The sequence below is a fragment of the Geothrix paludis genome, assembly GCF_022808815.1.
GTDB classification, from domain to species: domain Bacteria; phylum Acidobacteriota; class Holophagae; order Holophagales; family Holophagaceae; genus Geothrix; species Geothrix paludis.
Map to the genome: position 1 here is coordinate 704,116 of NZ_JAKZLC010000001.1, position 19,211 is coordinate 723,326.

At 69.0% G+C, this 19,211-nt stretch carries 23 protein-coding genes; 6 read left to right on the top strand and 17 right to left on the bottom strand.

Going from position 1 to position 19,211, the window contains the following annotated elements; genetic code table 11:
• Nucleotides 1-2: 2 nt before the first annotated feature.
• The 4 genes from MLE64_RS03245 to MLE64_RS03260 form a co-directional block, all read right to left on the bottom strand.
• Nucleotides 3-344, bottom strand: a complete 342-nt coding sequence (locus MLE64_RS03245) for a hypothetical protein (protein WP_243315832.1) — start codon at nucleotides 342-344, stop codon at nucleotides 3-5.
• Nucleotides 341-2,242: a methionine--tRNA ligase gene (gene metG / locus MLE64_RS03250; RefSeq protein ID WP_243315843.1), complete on the bottom strand. Its 1,902-nt coding sequence runs from the start codon at nucleotides 2,240-2,242 to the stop codon at nucleotides 341-343. The genes MLE64_RS03245 and metG overlap by 4 nt, the downstream gene beginning before the upstream one ends.
• 59 nt (nucleotides 2,243-2,301) lie before the next feature.
• Nucleotides 2,302-2,865 (bottom strand): DNA-3-methyladenine glycosylase I, encoded by a 564-nt coding sequence (locus MLE64_RS03255; protein WP_243315846.1) that lies wholly within the window; start codon nucleotides 2,863-2,865, stop codon nucleotides 2,302-2,304.
• Between the two features lie 70 nt (nucleotides 2,866-2,935).
• Complete coding sequence (locus tag MLE64_RS03260) at nucleotides 2,936-3,403, bottom strand: peptidylprolyl isomerase (protein WP_243293778.1); 468 nt, start codon at nucleotides 3,401-3,403, stop codon at nucleotides 2,936-2,938.
• Between the two features lie 56 nt (nucleotides 3,404-3,459).
• Between MLE64_RS03260 and MLE64_RS03265 the strand changes: the two genes are divergently transcribed.
• Genes MLE64_RS03265 through MLE64_RS03280 form a run of 4 tightly spaced genes read left to right on the top strand, consistent with a single transcriptional unit; the run spans nucleotide 3,460 to nucleotide 5,673 of the window.
• A complete protein-coding gene (locus MLE64_RS03265; RefSeq protein WP_243315848.1) occupies nucleotides 3,460-3,927 on the top strand; it encodes a hypothetical protein in 468 nt (155 codons plus the stop codon).
• Between the two features lie 47 nt (nucleotides 3,928-3,974).
• On the top strand, nucleotides 3,975-4,400 hold the full coding sequence (locus MLE64_RS03270) for a hypothetical protein (protein ID WP_243315850.1): 426 nt from the start codon (nucleotides 3,975-3,977) through the stop codon (nucleotides 4,398-4,400).
• Between the two features lie 11 nt (nucleotides 4,401-4,411).
• A complete protein-coding gene (locus MLE64_RS03275; protein ID WP_243315852.1) occupies nucleotides 4,412-4,708 on the top strand; it encodes a 2Fe-2S iron-sulfur cluster-binding protein in 297 nt (98 codons plus the stop codon).
• Nucleotides 4,705-5,673: an alpha/beta hydrolase gene (locus tag MLE64_RS03280; protein WP_243315854.1), complete on the top strand. Its 969-nt coding sequence runs from the start codon at nucleotides 4,705-4,707 to the stop codon at nucleotides 5,671-5,673. The genes MLE64_RS03275 and MLE64_RS03280 overlap by 4 nt, the downstream gene beginning before the upstream one ends.
• Before the next feature lie 33 nt (nucleotides 5,674-5,706).
• Here MLE64_RS03280 and MLE64_RS03285 read toward each other — a convergent pair whose 3' ends face one another.
• The 3 genes from MLE64_RS03285 to MLE64_RS03295 all read right to left on the bottom strand — a co-directional run bounded on the left by MLE64_RS03285 (nucleotide 5,707) and on the right by MLE64_RS03295 (nucleotide 8,388).
• Nucleotides 5,707-6,444: a CsgG/HfaB family protein gene (locus tag MLE64_RS03285; protein WP_243315857.1), complete on the bottom strand. Its 738-nt coding sequence runs from the start codon at nucleotides 6,442-6,444 to the stop codon at nucleotides 5,707-5,709.
• Nucleotides 6,445-6,472: 28 nt separating this feature from the next.
• Entirely contained in the window at nucleotides 6,473-6,769 is a 297-nt protein-coding gene (locus MLE64_RS03290; protein WP_279341050.1) for an HU family DNA-binding protein, read from the bottom strand.
• A 146-nt stretch (nucleotides 6,770-6,915) separates the two neighbouring features.
• Nucleotides 6,916-8,388 carry a leucyl aminopeptidase gene (locus MLE64_RS03295; RefSeq protein ID WP_243293784.1) on the bottom strand — a complete coding sequence of 491 codons (1,473 nt, stop codon included), beginning with the start codon at nucleotides 8,386-8,388 and terminating at the stop codon, nucleotides 6,916-6,918.
• 157 nt (nucleotides 8,389-8,545) lie between these two features.
• Here MLE64_RS03295 and MLE64_RS03300 point away from each other — a divergent pair, with 157 nt between their 5' ends.
• Nucleotides 8,546-9,829 carry a chorismate-binding protein gene (locus MLE64_RS03300; protein ID WP_243315868.1) on the top strand — a complete coding sequence of 428 codons (1,284 nt, stop codon included), beginning with the start codon at nucleotides 8,546-8,548 and terminating at the stop codon, nucleotides 9,827-9,829.
• A 207-nt stretch (nucleotides 9,830-10,036) separates the two neighbouring features.
• On the opposite strand, the gene MLE64_RS03305 is transcribed toward MLE64_RS03300, so the two are convergent.
• The 8 genes from MLE64_RS03305 to MLE64_RS03340 form a co-directional block, all read right to left on the bottom strand.
• Nucleotides 10,037-10,468: an HNH endonuclease gene (locus MLE64_RS03305; protein ID WP_243293786.1), complete on the bottom strand. Its 432-nt coding sequence runs from the start codon at nucleotides 10,466-10,468 to the stop codon at nucleotides 10,037-10,039.
• Between the two features lie 129 nt (nucleotides 10,469-10,597).
• Nucleotides 10,598-11,896 (bottom strand): DNA recombination protein RmuC, encoded by a 1,299-nt coding sequence (locus MLE64_RS03310; RefSeq protein ID WP_243315870.1) that lies wholly within the window; start codon nucleotides 11,894-11,896, stop codon nucleotides 10,598-10,600.
• A gap of 6 nt (nucleotides 11,897-11,902) precedes the next feature.
• The gene (gene tsaE, locus MLE64_RS03315) at nucleotides 11,903-12,337 is read right to left on the bottom strand and encodes a tRNA (adenosine(37)-N6)-threonylcarbamoyltransferase complex ATPase subunit type 1 TsaE (protein ID WP_243315877.1); all 435 of its coding nucleotides are present in this window, start codon (nucleotides 12,335-12,337) and stop codon (nucleotides 11,903-11,905) included.
• A complete protein-coding gene (locus MLE64_RS03320; protein ID WP_243315880.1) occupies nucleotides 12,330-13,724 on the bottom strand; it encodes an NAD(P)H-hydrate dehydratase in 1,395 nt (464 codons plus the stop codon). Before MLE64_RS03320 ends, tsaE begins: the two co-directional genes overlap by 8 nt.
• A 9-nt stretch (nucleotides 13,725-13,733) precedes the next feature.
• Entirely contained in the window at nucleotides 13,734-14,315 is a 582-nt protein-coding gene (gene purN / locus MLE64_RS03325) for a phosphoribosylglycinamide formyltransferase (RefSeq protein WP_243315889.1), read from the bottom strand.
• The gene (pta, locus tag MLE64_RS03330) at nucleotides 14,312-15,316 is read right to left on the bottom strand and encodes a phosphate acetyltransferase (RefSeq protein ID WP_243315893.1); all 1,005 of its coding nucleotides are present in this window, start codon (nucleotides 15,314-15,316) and stop codon (nucleotides 14,312-14,314) included. The genes purN and pta overlap by 4 nt, the downstream gene beginning before the upstream one ends.
• Nucleotides 15,313-15,675 (bottom strand): hypothetical protein, encoded by a 363-nt coding sequence (locus MLE64_RS03335; RefSeq protein WP_243315894.1) that lies wholly within the window; start codon nucleotides 15,673-15,675, stop codon nucleotides 15,313-15,315. Before MLE64_RS03335 ends, pta begins: the two co-directional genes overlap by 4 nt.
• Nucleotides 15,676-15,696: 21 nt before the next feature.
• Nucleotides 15,697-17,001, bottom strand: coding sequence for an aldehyde dehydrogenase family protein (locus tag MLE64_RS03340; RefSeq protein WP_243315896.1), 1,305 nt, complete (start codon nucleotides 16,999-17,001; stop codon nucleotides 15,697-15,699).
• Nucleotides 17,002-17,172: 171 nt separating this feature from the next.
• Between MLE64_RS03340 and MLE64_RS03345 the strand changes: the two genes are divergently transcribed.
• Entirely contained in the window at nucleotides 17,173-17,358 is a 186-nt protein-coding gene (locus MLE64_RS03345; protein WP_243315898.1) for a hypothetical protein, read from the top strand.
• A gap of 18 nt (nucleotides 17,359-17,376) precedes the next feature.
• Here the strand turns inward: MLE64_RS03345 and MLE64_RS03350 are convergent, their stop codons facing one another.
• Together MLE64_RS03350 and MLE64_RS03355 are read right to left on the bottom strand one after the other, a co-directional pair.
• Entirely contained in the window at nucleotides 17,377-18,678 is a 1,302-nt protein-coding gene (locus MLE64_RS03350) for an MgtC/SapB family protein (protein ID WP_243315899.1), read from the bottom strand.
• A gap of 19 nt (nucleotides 18,679-18,697) precedes the next feature.
• Nucleotides 18,698-19,171, bottom strand: coding sequence for a hypothetical protein (locus MLE64_RS03355; RefSeq protein WP_243315901.1), 474 nt, complete (start codon nucleotides 19,169-19,171; stop codon nucleotides 18,698-18,700).
• Between the last annotated feature and the right edge of the window lie 40 nt (nucleotides 19,172-19,211).

Consider the following 19,211-nt stretch of genomic DNA (forward strand, 5'->3'; position numbering starts at 1 on the left):
CTTCACAGTTCCCCCACGAAGCGGTCCAGCAGCCGGTCCGTCCGCCAGCGCAGCCAGCCCAGCAGCACGAAGCCGGACCAGCCCCTCAGGCGGCCTTCCAAGCGGAGGTGGGCCCCTTTCGGATCCGGAGAGAGGATCAGGGCGCCGGATTCCTCGCTGCCCGCCAGGATCCGGGACCAGCGCAGTACCAGACGGTCCGCCTCGACCGAAGGAGCCTGCCAATGGCGCAGAGACCGGAGGCTCCGGAAGGCCGCGGGCCCCGGATCCCGGAGCCTCCCGGCCACCAGGTCGAAGGGCGCGTCCGTGAGGAGCTCCGCCTCGAAGCGGAAGACGGGATGCTTCACTTCACCAGGAATCCGGGCAGAGCGTCCGCGGGCGGCGCCACCAGGTAGGGCTTGCTGGCGCTGTCGCTGGCGGCCAGCAGCATCCCGTGGCTCTCGATGCCCATGAGCTTGCGGGGGGCCAGGTTCGCCACCACCACCACCAGCCGGTTGAGCAGGTCCGTGGGCTCGTAGGCCTTACCGATGCCGCCCACGATGGTGCGCTGCTCCAGGCCGATGTCCACCTTCATCTTGATGAGCTTGTCGCTCTTGGGCACCCGCTCGGCCTCGAGGACCTTCCCCACGCGGAGGTCCACCTTGAAGAAGGTGTCGGCGTCCACCGTCTCGCGGATCTCCGGCACGTCCAGGGTAGGCTTGGTTTCGGCGGGGGCCGTGGAGACCTCGAGGTCGCTCATTTCCTTCTCCTTATCGATGCGCTGGAACAGGGGCTTGGGCTCGCCGATGGGGCCGATGGCCGGCCCGTCCAGGGCGAAGCCGTGGAAGGTACGCTGGCCCACCTGGTCCGCGTGGCCCAGGGATTCCCAGAGGCTCTGGGCCATGTCGGGCATGACCGGCGCCACCAGCAGGGCCGTGGCGCGCAGGGCCCGGTAGAGGTTCGCCAGCACTGCGTCCAACTTGGGATCGTTGGCGGGATCCTTGGCCAGCTTCCAGGGTTCGGCCTTCACGATGTAGCCGTCCAGGGCCCGGAGGTAGGTCCATAGCGCGTCCAGGGCGCCGTGGAAGTTGTTCGCCCGCGCCTGCTCCAGATACTCAGGGAAGACCGCGAGGAGCTGCTGGGCCACGTCCCGGTCAAGGTCGTCCATCGCGGTGGGCATGGGCACCACGCCGCCCCGGTAGCGCTGGATCATGCTGAGGGTGCGGGAGGCCAGGTTGCCCAGACCGTTGGCCAGGTCCGCGTTGAGGCGGTCCATGAAGCCCTCGTAGCTGAAGCCCCGGTCGTGGCCCACCTGCATGTCGCGCATGAAGTAGAAGCGCAGGGCGTCGTTGCCGAAGCGCAGGAGGGTGTCGGGCCGGACGACGTTGCCCTTGCTCTTGGACATCTTGTCCTCGCCCATGAGCCACCAACCGTGGGCCAGGATGGTGGTGGGCTGGAACATGCCCGCGGCCATGAGGAAGGCGGGCCAGTACACGGCGTGGAAGCGGAGGATGTCCTTGCCCACGAGTTGGAGGTCTGGCGGCCAGGTGTTGGCCGGGCAGCCCGTGAGGTAGTTGAGCAGCGCGTCGAACCACACGTAGATGACATGCTTCTCGTCGCCGGGCACGGGGATGCCCCAGGTGATGCTTGTGCGGCTGATGGAGAGGTCCTGCAGGCCGCCCTCCACGAATCGCTTCACCTCGTTGAAACGGAAGTCCGGCTGCACGAAATCCGGGCGCTCCTCGTACAGCTTCAGGAGACGGTCCTGGTAGGCGCTGAGGCGGAAGAAGTAGGTCTCCTCCTCCAGCTCCACCAGCTGGTGGGCGAGGCCCTGGGCCTGCAGTTCCTTGGCCTGGGTCTCGGTGACGTAGGCCTCGTCGCTGACCGAATAGAGCCCCTTGTAGGTGGCCTTGTAGATGTCGCCCTTGTCCAGCAGGCGCTTGAAGAGGCGCTGCACCTGGGCCTTGTGGTCCTCATCCGTGGTGCGGATGAAGCGGAAGTGAGTCATGCCCATGCGCTGCCAGAGGTCCGTGTAGTTGGCCACCACCTCGTCCGCCAGCTGCTTGGGCGTGATGCCCCGGGCGGCGGCGGCCTTCTCCACCTTCTGGCCGTGCTCGTCCGTGCCCGTGAGGAAGTACACCTCCTCGCCACGCATGCGGTGGAACCGCGCGATCACGTCCGCCAGCACCGTGGTGTAGGTGTGGCCGATGTGGGGCCGGTCATTCACGTAGTAGATGGGCGTGGTGATGTAAAAGGGCTTGGACACGGGGGCTCCGGATCCTTCAGTCTATCGTTTTCCGGCTCTTTTCGCGTTCGCGAAAAGAGTTAGGCTGGCTTGCGCCAGCAGATGGTGAGGTGGTCGTCCACCAGGCCCATGGACTGCAGATAGGCGTACATGATCGTGGGCCCCACGAACGTGAAGCCCCGCTTCTTGAGGGCCTTGGACAGAGCCTCGGCCTCGGGGCTCACGGCGGGCACCTCTGCCAGGGTCTTCGGGTGGTTCACCTTCGTCTTCCCGCCCACGAAGGCCCACAGGAAGGCGTCGAAACTGCCGAATTCCGCCTGCACCGCCAGGAAGGCCCGGGCGTTCTTCCGGGCCGAGAAGACCTTGAGGCGGTTCCGGACGATGCCCGGGTCCTGGAGGACGGCCTCCAGCTCGGCATCGGTCATGGCCGCGACTTTCACCGGATCGAAGCCATGGAACAACCTCCGGTAGGCCTCCCGCTTGCGGAGGACCGTGATCCAGCTCAGCCCCGCCTGGGCCCCCTCCAGCACCAGCTTCTCGAAGAAACGCCGGTCATCGTGCTGGGGGACGCCCCACTCCTCGTCGTGGTAGGACACGTAGAGCGGATCCGTCCCGCACCAGCCGCAGCGAATCTTCCCGTCCATGTGTCTGTCCCTCCTCGACGAAAAACAGGGCGGCAGCGCCGCCCTGTTTTTCGCATGAACACAAGAAAGCTTAAGCCTCCACCACCGTCGCCTTGATGATGCGGTCATTGGCGCGGATGGCCTGCACGACCTTGATGTCGGCGTCGGAGGCGCACTGGCCGAAGACCGTGTGCACGCCATCGAGGTGCTGGACATTGCGACGGTCGCCGTTCACCACGAAGAACTGGCTGCCACCGGTGTCCTTGCCGGCGTGGGCCATGGAGAGGGCACCCAGCTTGTGCTGGTGGGGGTTGCCGGCGGTCTCGCACTTGATCTTCCAGCCGGGCCCGCCGGTGCCGGGCATGCCCGTGGCGCCGGCGCGGGTGTTGGGGCAGCCGCCCTGGATGACGAAGTCAGGGATGACGCGATGGAAGGCCAGGCCATCGTAGAAGCCCGACTCGATGAGCTTCACGAAGTTGGCCACGGTGCCGGGGGCCTCCTTGGGGAAGAGCTCAAGGTTGATGTCGCCCTTGTCGGTCTGGAACAGCACACGGGTCATGGTTCACCTCTCTGCGTCAAACCATCAGAATAGAAGGCGGATCCCCCGGAGTCAGCATGAACTTCCTGCGCGCCCTGCCCTGCCTCTTCCTGGCCTTCGGCCTCCAGGCCCAGGCCCCGGGGCTCGAGGCCGTGGTCCGTGGCGGCGGGGATCTCACCCTCGATGGGATCCCCTATCGCCTGGAGCTGGCCTCCGTGGCCTCCATCCCGGCCCGGTCGGGCCTGCCGCCCCTGGTCCGCCTGACAGGCCGCCTGGTCCCCGAGGAAGCCGCCCGTGCCTTCGACCTGGAGCTGAGCGTCCTCAAGAACGGCACCCTCTACATGCTGCGCGTGGTGCGTCAGAAGTCCGGCGGTTACCCCGATTCCTGGGCCGCCACGGGAAAGACCCGGGTGCGGTTCACGCGGCTGGAAGACCGCAGTGGGGGGCGGCTGGAGCTGGCCTGCTCGGGTCCTCTCACCGGCGTCATCGGCCGGAAGCCCAGGAATGCCACCTGGCGCGGCTCCCTCTGGGCCGAGCTGCCCTGAGACCTCGGGACCGTTGATCGCATATCATCAAAGGTTCCGGAGGTTTCATGAAGCTCCATCCCCTCGTTCCCGCCCTCGTGCTGCTGGGATCCGTCTCCTTCCTCGGGTGCCGCAAGATGCCCCTGACGCCCAAGACGCCCATCCCCGCGGGAACGGTCGTGTTCCGCTTCACCCGGAAGGTGCAGGGTCCGGTGGAGCTGAGCCTCGACGGAGCGCGCATTCCGATCCAGCAGCTGCCCAAGGGAGCCACCAGCCTCATCGTGAAGGGCCTCGCCGCCGGCAAGCACCGGTTCTTCCTCACCAGCCAGCGCGAGACCTTCAGCCCCGATCTCGGCGAGCTGGACATGGCCGGAGACAAGGGCCTCTACCAGATCACACTGGTCCAGAAGCTGGATGCCGTCCTCTACGGCAAGCCGGACCCCCTGCCCACCGCCGAAGGGCTCCCCGGCGTGACCGCAGCCCTCGCCAAGTAGCGATGGCGCTGGTGGCCCGCACCCGTCGGGCGAACCTCACCACAGACCTCATCATCGGAGGGCGGGGAACCCTGATGGGCCGATTCCTGGCCGCGGGCCTGCCCGTGGCTTCGGCCTGCTCAGGCCGGGGGGCCTGCGCCCGGTGCGTGGTCACGATCCTGGCCGGTGCCGCCCACCTGACGCCGCCCCGCCCCCATGAATCCCAGACGCTGGCGCGCAACGAAGCCGGACCAGACCAGCGGCTCAGCTGCCAATGCCAGGTCACGGATCCGGCCGCCGATGTCCTGGCCACGACGGGCTACTGGTGAAGCGCGGGGCCTGGTTCTCCCTGGGCGTCCTGCCCCTCCTGGCCGTGGGGGGATTCATGGCGTGGAAATCAAGGGCCGTCGCCAGGGAGCTGGTGGACCCGCCCTTCTATCATCCCCAGCCCCTGTCGCGGGTGGAGGCCACCTACCAGGAACTCGCCGCGGCCGGCGATGGAGACCCCGGTGGCGTGTGGTCCTCCGAGGAGGTGGATGGCCTCCAGCTCTGGCGCCTCCATCGGCATGCGCCCACCCCCGGCACCGTGCTGCTCCTCCACGGATTCGGCGATGACCGCTGGGGCACGAGCCCGGCCCTGAAGTGGTTCCCGGAACTCGATGCGGCGATCTTCACCTACCGGCGGCGGGACGATGCCCTGCGGAGCGGCAGTGCAGCCCCCGCCGTGACCTTCGGCGTGACGGAATCGCAGGACGTGGTCCGCATGGTCCACCACCTGGAGGCCTCAGGCATCCCCCGCCGGAGAATCCTCCTCATGGGCCGGAGCCTGGGCGCTTCCGTGGGCCTGCTGGCCTTGGCGGACCTGGAGCGGGAGGGCCGCGGGCCCCTCGCCGGACTGGTGTGGGAAGGCGCCCCCGCCAGCAGCCGCAGCTTCGCGGAGCGCCTGGTGCGTGGGCCCGCGGACCGGTGGTGGCACCTCCTGGCTCCCCCCATCGGGGCCATGGCCAGCCGAGCCGCTGGCCGCATGGGCGGCTACGATCCTGCCGACACGGACCTGTTGCGCCGGACCGCGGGCCTCCGCTTCGCCACGCCCAGCCTCTGCTTTCTCGCCACCCAGGACCGCCTGGCCCCTCCCGAGGTGCAGCGGGCCATGGCCGCCCGCTTCATCACCAGCCAGGTGATCGAGGTCCCCACCTGGCACCTCCACTGCTCCGAGGTGCTGGGCCCCCGGTATGCCGGAGCCATCCGCGAGGCCACGGACGTCTGGTTCCGGAACGAGGAAGGGGGCCGCTGAGGGCCCCCTTCCAGATCGTCGCGGATGGACGGGCTAGTCTTCCTCGTGGGCCGCGACCGTGGCCCGCAGCAGCTTGGGCGTGATGCGCTGGACGATGGGCTCGAAGACCTTGTTCACCAGCTCCTCGTCGTACTGGACCTCGGCACCGGTCCCCGCCACCTTCACGCTGGTGTCGTTGACCTTGTCCTCGTCCTTCCAGGCGCCCAGGATCTCACCGGTCTCCACTTCGATAAGGCGGATGTCCAGACGGCCCGAGAACGAGGCCTTCTTCACGTTCACGCTGCCGGCCACCGCGCCGGCAGTGCTGTCGCCCGTGAGCTTGCCCACCAGGGCTCCCACGCCCCAGCCGGTTCCGAAGCCGCCCTCCTTGTAGGCGAAGCGGGTGACCTTGCCGGTCATCACGTACTTCACGCCCAGCAGCTTGCCGATCTTCTGGACCGTGCTCGTGTCCACCTCGCCGCTCTGCTGGAAGTTCAGCTCCTCGCGGATCTCGGAGAGCCGCTCGCGCTCGATGACGCGGATCTTGCCCCGGCCCTTCTCCATGATCTCCGTGGTGAAGAGGTCGCGGAGCTGATTGGAGATGGTACCCATCTGGTTGCCCCAGCCGCCGAAACGCCAGCCGTGCCAGGCATCCGGCGCGGCCTTGAACTCGAGAATGGCGATGCGGGGCAGCTTGGCCTTCTCCTCCTTGGAGAGTTTCTTCTGGGCGAGGGCCGGCGTGGCGACAGCCAGGGTGGCCAACAAGGCCAGGAGCAGCTTGCGGAAACGCATGGGGACTCCGAGGGTGGGGGGTAGTTGGCTACTCGTCGATCAGCTTGCTGCGAAGCTCCTTGCCGAGCTTGAAATAGACCACGCGCTTGGGCGGCACCTGGATGCTCTCGCCGCTACGGGGGTTCCGGCCCTGCCGGGCCCGCCGGTCCCTCAGGCGGAAGCTGCCGAACCCGCGGAGTTCCACCCCTTCGCCGGTCCGGAGGGACTCGATGATGCTCTCCAGGAACGTGTTCACCAGGAGATCCGCATCCTTCTTTCCCAGTTCGAGCCGCTCCATCAGGTGCCGGGAGAGGTCAGCTTTGGTGAGGGTCTCCATCGCTTCCATGGGAACTCCAAAGGGGGTGAGGGCTCAGGTGGCTTGAAGGCAGTCCTCAATAAATCCCCATCCATGCCTTCCGGTCAAGAGGGATATCTTCACCCATTTGAAAAAAAGGGGGGCGATGCCCCCCTTTGGCCAAGGCATCCGGCCGATCAGTCCATGAGCCATTCGAGGAGGAACCGGGGGCCCTCGCCGCTGGCGCCGTGGGTCCGGTAGTCCCGTTCCTTGCCCGACCAGCTGCCGGCGAGATCCACGTGGGCCCAGGAGGCGTCGCCCACGAATTCCCGGAGGAAGAGACCAGCGGTGATGGTGCCGCCCCACCGGATGCCGGTGATGTTCTTCAGGTCGGCCAGCGGGCTCTTCAGCAGCTCGGCGTACTCCTCCACCAGCGGCAGCTGCCAGAGATGCTCACCCGCGGCGCTGCCGGCATCCAGCAGGCGGTCCACCAGCTTCTGGTCCGTGCCCATGACCGCGGAGACGCCATCGCCCATGGCCACCAGGGCCGCCCCGGTGAGGGTGGCCAGATCCACCACGTGGTCCGCGCCCAGTTCTCCGGCGTAATGGAGCAGGTCCGCCAGGACGAGCCGGCCCTCAGCATCTGTGTTGAGAACCTCGATGGTCTTGCCGCTGCGGCTGCGGAGAACATCGCCGGGCTTGTAGCTGGTACCCGAGGGCATGTTCTCCACCAGGCCCATGAGCCCAGTCACCTGGACGGGGATCTCCAGCTGGGCGCAGGCGGCCATGGTCGCGAGCACGATGGCCGCGCCGGTCATGTCGTCCTTCATGGTCTCCATGCCCGAGGCGTCCTTGAGGGACAGGCCGCCGGAATCGAAGCAGACGCCCTTGCCCACCAGCACCACGTGCTTCTTGGGCTTCTCCTTGGGCTTGTACTCGAGTTTCACCACTCGCGGGGCGCGCGGGCTCCCCTGTCCGACCGCCAGCACCGAACGGAAGCCACCCTTTTCCAGGGCGGGGACATCCAGCACCTCGCAATGGAGCTTGTGCTGCTTGGCCAATTTCACAGCCATTTCGGCGAACACTTCAGGATAGAGATCGCCTGCGGGGGTGTTGGCCAGGTCCCGGACGCGATGGCAGGCGGCCACGCCGGCTTCGATGGCGGGGAGCTTGCGGCGGGCCTTCCGGGTATCGTCCCCGTTGGTGAAGATCTCGATGGACGAGAACTGCTTCGGGTCCTGTTTCCCGCCCTTGAAAGTCACGAGGTCGTAGTTCGCGAGCAGCGTGCCTTCGGCCACCGCAGCCTGCACGGCGTCGTGGTCCAGCGTGGAGGTGGATGGCGAGAGCACGCCGATCTTCTTCCACTTCTTCTTGAGGCAGAAGCGGCCCGCGGTTCCCACCGCCTTGCGGATCTTGTTGAGCGTGACCTTCTCTTCATCGCCGAGGCCGACAAGCACCATCCAGCGGCTCTCCTTGACGCCATTGGGATGATGAAGCGGCACAACTTCGAGATAGTCCGCCTTGAAATCCTCTTCGTCCATCACCTGACGCGCGACCTTGCTGATGGCAAGTGGCAGGCGATGGCGTTCGCGTCCGGAGAACACGGGGACGATCAACGCGTCTCCCGCAAAGTCCTTACCCGTCTGAGAGCTGATATCCACTGAAGGCATGGAGGTTCCTCCTGGCCCAAGAGCCTAGGTCCTGACCGAAAAAAAGAAAAGCCTGTTTTTCATCATTATTTGTCTCGAGCTTCCGATTTATTAGCTGCAACTTTTTCAACACTAGCCATTAGAAGCAATTCCAGCTTCAAGTGGGATGATGTCCTCCATGGACCTCACCCCCTGGCACCGCCGGCCCTTCCCTCTCCCCGGGCCCTGGCCCGACTGCGTGCGGGGCCTGCTGGAGCGCGGAGCCGCCTGGCTCCATACCGGCAGCACCGGTGACGGACTCCTCGGCCTGCCGGGGGGGCCAATCCTGGCCTCCCGGTGGTCGGGCGCCGCCTGGATCAGCCACCTGGAGGGCAGGCCCTGGCCGGGATCCCCATGGGAGGCCATGGAAGCAGCGCTTCCGGAGCACCCCGGGCCATGGATCGGCGCGGCTTCCTTCGAGCTGGCCTGCGACGAGGCTTCGCTGCCCCGCCAGGGTTGCGCCCCCGGCACCCTGGGTCAGCATTGGCGGGGCATCCAACAGGCGCTGCACGTCCAGGACGGCGAGGCCGAGCTGTGGTCCTGGGGTGAGGTGCCCCCGGATCCGGAGACCTGGACGTCCCTTCTCCGCCCGGGAGCCCCTCCCCAGGCCCCGTCCCTGACTCTCCAGGCCCGCTGGACCGAGGCCGAGCACCGGGCCGCCGTGGAAACGATCCGAGAGCGCATTCTCGAAGGTGGTTTCTATGTGGCCAACCTCTGTGTTCCCTTCGATTCCATCTATCCGGGAGACCCGGTGGACCTGGCCCTGGGGACCTTCAGGCGGGCCCTCCCGCCCTTCGGCGCCCTGCTGGACCTGGACGGCCTCCGGCTCCTCTCCCTGAGCATGGAGGGGCTTCTGTCCCGCCGTGGGGAGCGGATCTGGTCCCAGCCCATCAAAGGCAGCGTTCCCCTGACAGGCGATGCGGCGCAGGACCAGCTCGCCGCGGAGGCCCTGGCGGCGGATCCCAAGGAGCGGGCCGAGCACACGATGATCGTGGACCTGGTGCGCAACGACCTGGGCCGCGTGGCGCGGACCGGCACCGTCACCGTGAGCCGGGCCATGCACGTGGAGCGCTACCCCACCGTCCAGCACCTGGTGAGCACGGTGGAGGCCGAAGCCCGTCCAGGGTTGGGCCTGGCCGACCTGCTCCGGTCGGTCCTCCCGGGCGGCAGCGTTACGGGGGCTCCCAAGCGGGCCGTCTGTGCGCATCTGGCCCAGGCCGAGGCGGGGCCCCGGGGGTTCTACTGCGGGGCCCTCGGGTGGATCGCCTCCATCGGCGACCTCGACCTCGCCCTGCCCATCCGGACCGCCCAGATCCGCGGCGACGCCCTCACCTACTGGGCTGGAGGAGGCATCACCCGGCGCAGTGATCCGGCCCGCGAGTGGGCGGAGCTGTTCCTCAAGACGCGGGCGCTGACGGGGTGAGCGGGGTGCCAGCTCCGAAAAGGGGAAAGACCTCCACGAAGGACACGAAGAAAAGGACTCAAGGGCACGAATGGAGTTCATGCCGGCTCGCCATGCAGAAACCCGGCCGGTGACCCGGGGATTCCCATCCCATTCGTGTCCTTCGAATGCCCGCAGGGCTCTTCGTGCCCTTCGTGGAGGCTTTTCAGGACGAAGGGAAAACTCGCCTCAGGCGGCGCTGGCCCGCTTCAGCAGCTCTTCGAAGCGCTCGAAGAGGTGGGCCCGGGGGCCCTTGGGCTGGCGCTTGAGGACCATGCCCGCCTGATCCGGGGTGCGTCCCCCCTTGTTCTGGTTGCAGATGAGACAGCACCCCACCAGGTTCTGCCAAGTGGTGGAACCGCCCTGGCACAGGGGGACGACGTGATCCACGGTCGTGGCTTTCCGCTGGCAACCTTCGTACTGACAGAGGTAGTGATCCCGGCGCAGGACGCGCCGCTCCAGCCGCCCGATGAGGAGCTTGGAATCGCTGCAGGCCTGCACGTTCGGAAAGATGATGAGTTCGAGACTCCCCTCCAGGCTCCGGTGTCGCTCGAAGGTGGCTGGGTTGAGCACGTGGGCGCGGCCCGCCACCACGGCGCAGAGGGCGCGCCTCCGGCTCACTTCCTGCATCGGGACATAGTTCCGGTCGACGGCAATCACCTCACCTGCCCCGTGACGTTCCCGGCCCTTCAGCATCACACCCCCGGATTGGGCCGTATCCTAAGGCATTCCTCCGATTTGTGAAGTGAATTATTCTGATTGGTTGGATAAATCAGGCATGGATGAGCCCTGGAGATTCAGGGACAGGCCCGCAGGACCGACCTCCGGGACCGCCTCCACGCTGGCAAGCTTCTTTTCCATCTGGTCCCGCCGGGCCGCAACATCCCCCAGCTTGCCGCTGGCCTCCTCCAGCTTCCTCTGGACCGCCGCCAGCGCCGCGCCGAACCGCCCGAACTCCGCCTTCACCTGGCCGAGCACCTTCCAGATCTCGCTGGTCTGCCGGCTGATGGCCAGGGTCTTGAAGCCCACTTGGAGGCTGTTGAGGAAGGCCGTGAGGGTCGTGGGACCCACCAGGATGACCTTGCATTCGCGCTGCAACCGCTCGAAGAGGCCCGGACGGCGGAGCACCTCGGCGTAGAGCCCCTCGAAGGGAAGGAAGAGCAGCCCGAAGTCCGTGCTGCTCGGCGGCGCGATGTACTTGTCGCGGATGTCGCGGGCCTGGGAGAGCAGCCGGGTCTCCAGGGCCCTCCCGGCGGCTTCCACCGACACCAGGTCGCCCGCCTCGTAGGCCTCCATGAGGCGCTGGTAGTCCTCCAGGGGAAACTTGGCATCGATGGGTAGCCAGACCGGGCCGTTTTCGTCAGGTCCGGGCAGCTTCACCGCGAACTCGACCACCTCCGGTGACCTTGGCCGGATGTGGACGTTGGCCTGGTACTGCCCCGGGGAGAGGAACTGTTCGAGCAGGGCCCCCAGCTGCGCCTCGCCCAGGACGCCTCTGGCCTTCACATTGGTCAGGGCCCGCTTGAGCCCGCCCACGTCCTGGGCCAGTCCTTGCATCTCGCCCAAGCCGCGCTGCACCTGCTCCAGCCGCTGGGCCACCAGGTTGAAGCTCTCGCCCAGGCGCTTCTCCAGGGCCTCGTGGAGCTTCTCGTCCACGGTGCGGCGCATCTGCTCGAGCTTCGCCTCATTGGCCGCCTGGATGGCGTCGAGGCGCTCTTGGACCTGCTGCTGGACCTGCCCAAGCTGGGCCCCCTGTTCAGCGCGGGAGGACCGCAGGGCCTCCTGGATCGTGGCCGAAAGCTGACGGAACCCTTCCGCCAACTTTTCGGCCTGAGCCGCCCGGAGTTCTCCGAGCTCCGCCAGGAGGGGCCGGATCTGGGCCGCGAGCGCCTGGTGCGATTCGGCCCGGTCCCTGGAAGCCAGCTCCTCGGCGTGGCGCCGCAGGGCTTCGAAGGGGGCAGGATCCGCGGGTGCCCGGCGCATGGCCGACCACGCGGCGAAGAGGGCAGCCAGACACGCGAGGAGGGAGAGGGCGAGGGGAAGGCTCATGCCCCATCATCGTCCGATGGATCCGCCAGGGAGTGTCCATTCGGCCCGGCGGCCTTCACCTTCGGGGACCAGCAACAGCTCGGCCACCCAATCCGTGGGCCAGGGGCCGCCCTGACCCGCCCACTCGACCACCAGCCGATCCTCGGGCCCGATGGTCTCCTCGAGCCCCAGGGACCAGGCGCCTTCGGGGCCCGGCCGGTAGAGATCCAGGTGGAAGAGGCGTCCTGCCGGCAGGCCGTAGCGGTGGAGCACGGCGTAGGTGGGCGAGGCCACCTCGTCCGGATCGCCGCCCAACCCCCGCAGGAAGCCCCGGGTCCAGGTGGTCTTGCCCGCGCCAAGCTCACCCCGCAGCAGCCAGGTTCCGCCCGGCGGCGTCACCTGGGCCAAGGCCTCGCCCAGGGCCTCGGTGGCGGCATCGTCGGCGAGGTACCGCTCAGCCACGCAGCAGCTCCGGCAACTGGTCCGCCAGATCCCGCGGCAGCAGGCCCGCCCCCGGAAGGAGATCGGCGGCGGCGCCATGGAACCAGGCCGCGGCGGCCACGGCCTCCCGCATGGGCAGCCCCTGGGCGCGGAAGCCCGCCACCATGCCTGCCAGCAGGTCGCCGCTGCCCCCGGTGGCCAGACCCGGATGGCCCGTGGGATTGATCCACAGATCCTCGCTGGCGCCACCGGCCAGCACGCTCTGGGCGCCCTTGAGCAGCAGGACGCCGGGCTTGCCGGCGGCCACCTGCCGGGCCTGGGCCAGGCGCTCATCCATCAGCAACGGCCGGGGCAGCCGGAACAGGCGCGCGAACTCGCCGGGGTGGGGCGTGATGGCGGTCCCCGGCCGTTCCATCCAGCGCCCTCCTTCACCTTCTTTCAGGGCGGACGCGTCCAGCACCAGGGGCCCGTCCCAGTCGGGCACCTGGGAGATGCCGCCCGGACCGGCGAGGAGGACATCGGCCTCGGGCGGCACGCTCCCCTGCCAGGGTCGCACCATGGCCTCGGGCACCTGAGCGGCCACCTCGGCGCGAACCTCAGGGTCCGTCAACACGGTCACGAGGCCCGCGCCTACGCGCAGGGCTCCCAGGGCCGAGAGCACCGCGGCGCCGCTCATGCCCAGGCTGCCCGCACGGATGGCCACGTGCCCGAAGCTACCCTTGTGGGCGTCCCAGGCGCGCGGGGGGAGCGCGGGGCGTTCCAGAAGGTGCAGGGCGGTCTTGGGCGTCCGGCCGAGGGGGATGGGCACCACGGTGATGTGGCCGCAGGCCTCCCGCGCGGGCATCAGGCCATGGCAGACCTTGCGGTGCCCGAAGCAGGCCGTCCGTGTCGCGCGAATGGCTTCGCCCGGGATCTCCGCAGAGCTTGGGTCCAGGCCGGAGGGCAGGTCCAGGGCGAGCACCGGGAGGCCGGAAGCGTTCAGGGCGCGCGCCCAGGCCAGGGCCGCCCCTTCCAGGGGCCGTGTGGTGCCCAGGCCAAAGAGCCCATCCACCACCCATCCCCGCCAGAGCTGCATGGCTTCCATGGGAGCCGCCGAGGTGCGGATCTCGCCCCCGAGCCCCTTCCAGAGGCGAGCCTGGTGGGCCGCGTCGCCGCGCCACCCCGGCTGCGCCGAGGGGGACCACACGGACACCTCCCGGCCCTCCAGGCGCGCGAGGCGGGCCAGGGCCAGGGCGTCGCCGCCGTTGTTGCCCGGGCCCGCCAGCACATGCACGGATTCGCCTGCGGGGATCAGGGCCAGGGCCCCGAGGGCGGCATGTTCCTGGAGCACCAGGGACGGGATGCCCCAGCCTTCGATGGCCTGGCGCTCCGCGGCCCGCATGTCGTCGGCGGTGAGGAGGGGGATCATGGGAGCAGTCTAAGGCTCTTCAGCCAGATATGCCCGGAGTGCCTTCGGATAGAGTTCCATCTCCGCCGCATAGACCCGCCTCTGGAGATCCTCGGGGGTGTCGCCAGAAAGGACGGGGACCCGCATCTGGTCCAGAATCCGGCCGTGGTCGTACTCGGCATCCACCAGGTGCACGGTAGCTCCGGACTCGGCTTCGCCGGCTTCCAGGACGGCCCGGTGGACATGCATGCCGTACATGCCGGGCCCGCCGAACCGGGGCAGCAGGCCCGGGTGGATGTTGAGGATCCGCCCCTCCCAGCGCCGGGGCACCATCAGCTTCTTCAGCCAGCCGCAGAGGCAGATGACCTCCGCGCCGGCCCTTTCCGCCTCCCGGTAGCAGGCCTCCGAGAAGGCCTCGTCCGAGTCGAAGTCCTTCCGGACGACTGAGACCGTGGGCAACCCCTCCGCCTCGAGCCGGGGGATGCCCCCGGCCTTGGCGGTGGAGGCGAGGCCCAGGACTGGAACGGCAGGCACACGGCCCTCCTGGCAGGCCCTGAGCAGGTTCAGGGCGTTGCCGCCGGTGCCGGAGATGAAGAGCGCGATCCGCTTCACTGGAGGGCCGTCAGCACGGCCACGTCCGCGATGTCCTGGGGGCTGCAGCCGCGGCTGAGGTCGTTGGCCGGGCGGGCCAGCCCCTGGAGCAGCGGGCCCAGGGCCACGGCGCCGCCCAGGCGCTCGGTGAGCTTGTAGGAGATGTTCCCGGCGTCCAGATCGGGGAACACCAGGACGTTGGCCCGGCCCGCCACCGGGGAGCCCGGCGCCTTCCGCTGGCCCACGGAGGCCAGGAGCGCGGCGTCTGCCTGCAGCTCGCCATCCACGGCCAGGTTCGGCGCCCGCTCCTTGATGAGGGCCAGGGCGGCGCGTACCTTGTCCACCCGGGCATGCTCGGCGGAGCCGCGGGTGGAGAAGCTCAGCAGGGCCACGCGGGGCTCCACGTCCAGCACCCGGCGGGCATTCTCCGCGGAAGCCAGGGCGATGTCCGCCAGCTGCTCGGGCGTCGGATCCGGCACCACGGCGCAATCCGCGAAGATCATGGCGCCCTGCTCACCGAAGGCGGTATCGGGATGGATCATCAGGAAGAAGCTGGAGACGGTCTTGATGCCGGGCGCGGCGCCGATGGCTTGGAGGCAGGCCCGCACCGTTTCCGCGGTGGTGTTCAGCGCGCCCGCCACCATGCCGTTGCAGGAGCCCGCCTGCACCATCATGGCGCCGAACCAGAGCGGGTTCTTCACGGCCTCCAGCGCCTGGGCCTCCGTGATGCCCTTGGACTTCCGGCGCTCGAAGTAGGCCCCGGCCAGCTCGGGCAGCAGGGGGCTGGCGAGGGGATCCACCATCGTCGCCCCCTTCAGTGAGAGCCCCTGGGCTCCGCCCCGCTTCGCCATGTCGGCTGGATCCCCCAGCAGGGTGATGCGGCAGAGCCCCTGATCGAGCAGCAGCTGGGCGGCCTGGAGGGTCCGGTCATCCCGGCCCTCGGGCAGGACGATGTGGCGCTTGAGGACCTTGGCGCGATCGCGGAAGCGCGCCATCCAGCGGGCGTGATTGGCGTGGCTCATGGGAGTCTCCGGTGTCGGGTGGAGGGTTTGGGTGAGGGCGGGTCCGCCAGGAAGAGATGCGGGTCCTGGCCCGTCCGGTCGCAAAACGTGTCCGCCAGGCTGGGTGCGCCAGAGCTTGGCTCGTCGAGGTACACGGTTTCGACGCGGTGCATGGGCAGGAAGCGGGTGCTGAGGGCCACCTGGTCGGTCTGGCCCGTGCGGACCAGGGTGAGGACCTCCGCCCAGGGCGCGAGGTCGACGCCCCGGATGGCGATGCCCGCGGCCTCGAGCCCCAGGAGCCTGCCCCACACCCGCTCCCGCGGGGAATGCAGCACCACCACCACGAGATCGCCAGAACGGAAGGGCATGGACAGAGGCATGGGTCGGCTCCAGGTCGATTCTTACAGGGCCGGACCTTCGACGATGAGGCGGCCTTCGGTGAAGCCCTCCATCGCCCACCGGGGACCTTCGAATCCGTTGCCGCTGGCCCGCACCCCGCCGAACGGGGCCGCGTCCAGGCGGAAGGTGGGCGGCAGGTTCAGCAGGACGCCGCCGGCCCGCAGCCTCGCCTCCGCCAGGCGGAGGTGCCGCTGGTCCCGGCTGTAGGCGCTGGCCCGCAGACCATAGCGCGTGGCGGCTGCCCGATCGAGGCCCTCCTCGAAGCTGTCCACGGGCGTGAGCACCGTGATGGGGGAGAAAGCCTCCTCGCATTGGAAGGGGTCGTCCTCGGGCAGGCCCGCGAGGATGGCGGGCGGTAACAGCGCCCCCTGCCGGGATCCGCGCAGAAGCACCTCGGCGCCCGCGGCCACCGCCCGGTCGAGGCCCTCGTCCATGCGACGGGCCGTGGCCTCGTCGATGAGGGGGCCGACCACCGTGGCGGGATCCATGGGATCGCCCACGGGCAGGGCCGTCACGGCCGCCACGAAGGCCGGAGCGAAAGCCTCCCAGAGATTCCGGTGCACATAGATCCGCTGGGCCTTGGAACAGCTCTGCCCTGCCCCGGCCACGGCGGCGGGCGCCAGCGCACGGGCCACGGCCGCCGCGTCCACGCCTTCATCTACCACCACGGCGCCGTTGCCGCCCAGTTCCAGCAGCAGCCGCTTGCCGGCCAGCATCTGCTCCAGGTGCCGCCCCACCCGCTCGGAGCCGGTGAAGCTCACCGCCGCGATGCGCGGGTCCTTCGCCAGGGCCTCGGCCGCGGCCGGATCCGGGGGCGCCAACTGAAGCAGATCGTCGGGCGCTCCGATATCCCGGCGGGCCGCCTCGAACGTGTCCCAGAGCAGCTTCGAGGTGAGAGGCGCCTGGGGGCACGGCTTCCAGATGGCACTGCAGCCCGCGGCCAGGGCCGGTCCGAGCTTGTGGATCGCCAGGTTCACGGGGAAGTTGAAGGGCGTGATCGCCAGGACGGGGCCCAAAGGAAAGCGGCGGAGGACCGCCCGGCAGCCGTCGGCGCCAGCCATCAGGTCGTAGGGCACCGTCTCCTCCCCGAAGGTTCCGACCGCCTCGGCGGTGGCCCGCAGGGTCGCCTCGGCCCGACCCACCTCGCCCCGCGCCAGGGTGATGGGCTTGCCGGTCTCCTGCGTGAGGAGACGCGCGAGGTCCTCCCGCCTGCGACTCAGCTCGTCGAGCCAGGCGTCGATGAGCCGCCTCCGCTCCAGGCGCGTGGTTTCCCGCCACGCCTCGAAGGAACCCAGGGCAGCTTCCACCAAGCGATCCCCCGCCGCTGTCACCATGGTCGATCCTCCAGGAAAGGCCCAAGCCGCGCCCCGTCGCGCTCCAGATTACCCCCGGCCGGGGGCCCGGCGATTTGAGGGCGGTCACATCCGTGCCAGCGGGGCCTTGGCAGGCTGCGCTAGAATCGGGACAGGAGCACTCCCATGACCAAGCCACTCGTCCCCGCCGATCTCCTCAAGCAGGTCCAGGCCGCGGACAAGCCGGTTCAGGTGGCCAGCGCCGGAAAGCCGAAGGCCGATGCCCACCCCAAGCCCGTGGCCAAAGCCTCCGCCCGCCCCCAGGGCAAGAGCAGCGTCGCCCACACGCGCATGAGCAACCGCGGGAAATAGCGCCGGCGGGCGCAGGCTTCAGAGCACCACCATCGCCAGAGCCGCCACCAGCGAGGCGGCCAGCATGGCCGTCAGGCGCATGCCGAAGGCACGGCCGCCGGAGATCCACGCGAATCCAGCCTTGGCGAGGGTGTTCGCGCCGATGGCCAACACGATGGCCAGGACGGCTGTCCGGGAATCCAGGCCGATCGAGTGGACCTGGCTGCTCACGGCCAGGGTGATGGGCGTCACGTCCGCCAGCCCTGAAATCCCGGCCGTCACCAGCAATCCCCGATCCCCGAACCATGCGCGGGCCGCGGCCGATATCAGCAGGACCGTAGCCAGGGCCAGACCCCAACCCAGGGCGCGCTTCAGGTGGAAAGGGTTGCGCAGGGGCATGTCATCCGTACCGACGCCGAGGCCCTCGCCGGACCGGTACATCCACCAGGTCGCAGCCAGCAGGGTCACCACCATGGCGGCCATGGGCAACAGGAGCGGACGGAGGAGGCTCCCCCCGCCGACGACTCCCGCGAGAAAGGCCACACGAACCGCCATGGTGGCGCATGCCAGCATCACGGCCACCTGGCCGGCACTCCGCATCGAGGGGTGCTCCCGGGCCTGCCTGGACATCGTGACGGCGACTACCGTCGAACTGACCATCCCGCCCACCAGGCCCGTCAGCGCGGCTCCCCGTCTGGATCCCAGCACGCGGCTGAGGGCGTACCCGAGGAAATCCACGGACGCCACCAGAGCCACCATCCACCCCACCTTCTGCGGCGAGAGCACGCCCCACGGATCCAGCACCCGGGAGGGCAGCAGAGGCAGAAGGATGGCGAAGACGAGGAGCAGCTGCATCGCCGCGATCAGGTCTTCGCGATGGAGCCGGGGGATCCAGGCGCGGATCCAGGGCTTGGACAGCAGGAGCAGGGTCATGATCACGGCCAGCGCCACCGCCAGCAGCGCGTCCCGGGTGAGGAGCATGCCCAGCAGCGGCGCGGCCAGGGCGGCGACCTCCGTGGTCAGCCCGCGGTCCGGCGAACTGGTCCGGAAATAGAAGAGGCCGATCAGCACCGCCGCGAAGGCCTGGACGGCGATGGGCATGGCCAGGCTTCCGCCCCCCACCTTCACCGAAATCCAGCCCAGAAGGGTCAGCAGGGCGAAGGTGCGCGCCCCCAGGGCGCCCTGAAGGCCCTCGATGCGGTCGGTCTCGCGGCGGTTCAGCGCCTCGTGGCTCTCACGGCTCCGCTCGAAGCCGCTGCTCTCCCGCTCCAGCCCCATCATCAGCCCCAGGGCGGCGGCCATGATGGCTTCCTTCAGGGTGGAGAAGTCGAGGGTCAGCATGGTGCACTCCCGATGGTCTCTAATCGGCGGGATGCCAGGTTTGGATATAACTGATGCGTTTCAGGACTTCGGAGACCAGGCCGGGAGCGCCCGGACCGAGGCTTCGGACCCGGAACTGGTCGGCGCCGGGGAGGTGGACCACATGGACCGCGGCACCACCCGGGAAATCCGGATGCAGGCTGAGAGGGCGGGCCAGGGATTCTAGATCCAACTCCTCCAGCCAGTCCTCCGGCAGCGGCTCGATGCGGGCGCCCGGCACCCGTGCGCCGACCTCCCGGGCCTGGACCAGCACCAGGTGCCACCGGCCCTCCGCTTCCCCGTGCCAGCACAGAAAGGGAGGAAGATCGCCGAACCCGATGCCACCTTTCCGGATCTCCGGCCAGGCCCTCAAGGAAGCCACGCCGGCCGCGTCCGCCGCCTCCATGGCGAGTGCCCCGAGATCCGGCGAGGCGGGGGGGATCCAGGGTTCCACGCTCCACATGCCGTCGAGCATGGCAGATCGGTTAGGCTGGGCCCATGGGTACGACGCGCCG

Bases quoted from the DNA above. Each gene is read 5' to 3' on its own strand.
- MLE64_RS03350 (WP_243315899.1), bottom strand. From the start codon at position 18,678: ATGCTGACCCTCGACTTCTCCACCCTGAAGGAAGCCATCATGGCCGCC.
- MLE64_RS03260 (WP_243293778.1), bottom strand. From the start codon at position 3,403: ATGACCCGTGTGCTGTTCCAGACCGACAAGGGCGACATCAACCTTGAG.
- MLE64_RS03270 (WP_243315850.1), top strand. From the start codon at position 3,975: ATGAAGCTCCATCCCCTCGTTCCCGCCCTCGTGCTGCTGGGATCCGTC.
- MLE64_RS03335 (WP_243315894.1), bottom strand. From the start codon at position 15,675: ATGCCTCTGTCCATGCCCTTCCGTTCTGGCGATCTCGTGGTGGTGGTG.
- MLE64_RS03320 (WP_243315880.1), bottom strand. From the start codon at position 13,724: ATGATCCCCCTCCTCACCGCCGACGACATGCGGGCCGCGGAGCGCCAG.
- MLE64_RS03285 (WP_243315857.1), bottom strand. From the start codon at position 6,444: ATGCGTTTCCGCAAGCTGCTCCTGGCCTTGTTGGCCACCCTGGCTGTC.
- MLE64_RS03290 (WP_279341050.1), bottom strand. From the start codon at position 6,769: ATGGAAGCGATGGAGACCCTCACCAAAGCTGACCTCTCCCGGCACCTG.
- MLE64_RS03345 (WP_243315898.1), top strand. From the start codon at position 17,173: ATGACCAAGCCACTCGTCCCCGCCGATCTCCTCAAGCAGGTCCAGGCC.
- MLE64_RS03300 (WP_243315868.1), top strand. From the start codon at position 8,546: ATGGACCTCACCCCCTGGCACCGCCGGCCCTTCCCTCTCCCCGGGCCC.
- MLE64_RS03355 (WP_243315901.1), bottom strand. From the start codon at position 19,171: ATGCTCGACGGCATGTGGAGCGTGGAACCCTGGATCCCCCCCGCCTCG.
- MLE64_RS03255 (WP_243315846.1), bottom strand. From the start codon at position 2,865: ATGGACGGGAAGATTCGCTGCGGCTGGTGCGGGACGGATCCGCTCTAC.
- MLE64_RS03265 (WP_243315848.1), top strand. From the start codon at position 3,460: ATGAACTTCCTGCGCGCCCTGCCCTGCCTCTTCCTGGCCTTCGGCCTC.
- MLE64_RS03310 (WP_243315870.1), bottom strand. From the start codon at position 11,896: ATGAGCCTTCCCCTCGCCCTCTCCCTCCTCGCGTGTCTGGCTGCCCTC.
- pta (WP_243315893.1), bottom strand. From the start codon at position 15,316: ATGAGCCACGCCAATCACGCCCGCTGGATGGCGCGCTTCCGCGATCGC.
- MLE64_RS03295 (WP_243293784.1), bottom strand. From the start codon at position 8,388: ATGCCTTCAGTGGATATCAGCTCTCAGACGGGTAAGGACTTTGCGGGA.